This window comes from Komagataeibacter diospyri (assembly GCF_006538165.1).
Lineage (GTDB): Bacteria > Pseudomonadota > Alphaproteobacteria > Acetobacterales > Acetobacteraceae > Komagataeibacter > Komagataeibacter diospyri.
Map to the genome: position 1 here is coordinate 1 of NZ_BDLU01000105.1, position 862 is coordinate 862.

An 862-nucleotide genomic window follows, 5' to 3' on the forward strand; every position below is an offset into this window, starting at 1 on the left:
GCTACGGCCCGGCATGCGGCGTGGATCATGCCGGGCATGTTGTGCCTTCGATTTGTGGTCCAGCAGAAAGCGCCGAGATAATCGGATGTATGCTGCGGGGCGATGGCCTTGTGCGTTGCCTTGGGGGCCGTGCTCAGATTGGCGATGGCGGTATTGAGGCCGTGGAACAGCGCGGTGCGCTGTCGGGAGGGACGTCTGCTGCCGCTGACAGTGACCACATGGGATCGCACAGATGTGCCGAAAGCCAGAAAAGCCTTCAGACCATCGGTATGAACCCTGACGGTTGCCGTCAGGCAGGTATCGGCGAATGCCCGCACCGCCCTGCTGGTGAAGCCAGCCACCATCCTCATGGCGACATGGCCCATACGGCCGTCTTCATATCGCTCGGTCGCGGCGATCATTCTGGTCTTGCCTCCCGGACCCGAGCCCTGGTTGCGCTCGCCGCCCAGATAGACATCATCTGCCTCGACCACGACCGGGGCACCGTCCGGACCAGAACCACCGAGAAGATAACGGGTTTCCCGTTCGGTCATGGCGCGACGCAGGCGTTTGGCGAGATACCACGCCGTCGGATAGCTCACGCCCAGCCGACGGCCCAGTTCGATAGCCGAGACGCCCTGTTTGGTGCTGGTCATGATGTGCATGGCCCGGAACCAGGTCGTGAGGGGAAGTTTTGTCCCGTTCATCACCGTGCCGGCCGTGACCGACCAGCGACGGTTGCAGCGTGTGCATCCCACCCGGCGACCACAGAGGTAATTCCGATCGTGCCCACAGGACGGGCAGGCCATCAATGCCTCCCGACGCGCCATCAGCAACGCCTTGATACAGGCTTCTTCCGTGCTGTAGAGACGCTCGAACTCAA

The 862-nt window shown here is 62.6% G+C and carries 1 protein-coding gene; it reads right to left on the reverse strand.

The annotated features are described in order from the left end of the window. A partial coding sequence (locus tag MSKU9_RS17815; RefSeq protein ID WP_227002614.1) for an IS1595 family transposase occupies positions 1-862 on the reverse strand: 862 nt, incomplete at both ends.